The following is a 1,536-nucleotide window of genomic DNA, read 5'->3' as shown; positions in this document are numbered from 1 at the left end:
TCCTCTACGCCTCGGAGCTGTTCGATTCTGGGACGATGGAGCGGATGGGGGAGCACTACATGGCGCTCTTGCAGGCGCTGGCGGAGCGCCCTGGGCAGGCGGTGGGCGAGGTGCCGTTGCTGGGCGCGGCGGAGCGCGATCGGCTGGCGGCGTGGGGCGACAACCGCCAGGGCCACGGCACGCCGGTGGCGGTGCACGAACTGTTCGAGCGCCAGGCGGCGGCGCAGCCCGATGCCCCCGCGTTGGTGTTCGGTCAGGAGGCGCTGAGCTACGGCCAGCTCAACGCCCGCGCCAACCAACTGGCGCACCGGCTGGTGAAGCTGGGGGTGCGGCCCGAGACGCGGGTGGGCATTTTGGTGGAGCGCAGCACCGAGATGGTGGTGGGCTTGCTGGGCATCCTGAAGGCCGGAGGGGCGTATGTGCCGCTGGACCCGGAGTACCCGCCGGAGCGGCTGGCCTACATGGTGCAGGACAGCGGCATCGGCCTGCTGCTCACGCAGCACCAGCATGGTGGCAAGGTGCCCGAGACGGCGGGCTTGCAGGTGCTGGAGCTGGACACGGAGCGGCTGACCGAGGAGCCCGAACACGACCCGCAGGTGGTGCTGCACGGCGAGAACCTGGCGTACGTCATCTACACCTCCGGCTCCACCGGGCGACCCAAGGGCGCGGCCATCCGCCACAGCGCGCTCCACAGCTGCATGGCCTGGATGCAGCAGACCTATGCGCTCAATGCGAGCGACACCGTGCTGCACAAGGCCCCATTCGGCTTTGACGTCTCGGTGTGGGAGACCTTCTGGCCCTTGACCACCGGCGTGCGGCTGGTGGTGGCCCAGCCCGGGGACCAGAGAGACCCCGAGCGGCTCGTGCAGCTCATCCGCCAGCACCAGATCACCACCTTGAACTTCGTGCCCTCCATGCTGCAGGCCTTCCTGGCGCACGAAGGCATCGAGCACCAGACGCGGCTGCGCTACATCATCTGCGGGGGCGAAGCCATGCCTGCGGCCACCCAGAGCGAAGCGCTGCAGCGGCTGCAAGGCGCCTCGCTGCAGAACCTGTACGGCCCCACGGAAACTACCATCCACGTCACGCAGTGGCAGTGCCGTGAAGACGGAGGCACGCAGGTGCCGATCGGGCGGCCGATCTCGGCCACGCAGGCGTGGGTGCTGGATGGGCAGTTGAACCCGGTGCCGCAGGGCGTGGCGGGAGAGCTGTACCTGGGAGGCATCAGCCTGGCGCGGGGCTACCTGGGGCGGCCGGGCCTGACGGCCGAGCGGTTCGTGGCGGGGGAGGGCGGCCAGAGGCTGTACCGAACGGGAGACCTGGTGCGCTGGAACGCACAGGGGCAGCTGGAGTACCTAGGGAGGCTGGACCACCAGGTGAAGATCCGGGGTTCCGGATCGAGCTGGGGAGATCGAGGCGCAGTTGCTGGCGCAGCCCGAGGTGAGGGAGGCGGTGGTGCTGGTGCAGGAGCGCGACAGCGGTGCGAGGCTGGTGGCGTACGTGTCGCCGCAGGCGGGCAGGCGATCGAGCTGGGGG

At 69.9% G+C, this 1,536-nt stretch carries 1 pseudogene; it reads left to right on the top strand.

Going from position 1 to position 1,536, the window contains the following annotated elements:
• Positions 1-1,536, top strand: a pseudogene (locus AC27KI_RS24520) (amino acid adenylation domain-containing protein); the annotation flags it as partial.

This window comes from Acidovorax sp. KPB24-03 (assembly GCF_057546605.1).
This window is presented reverse-complemented; position numbering and strand designations above follow the sequence as displayed.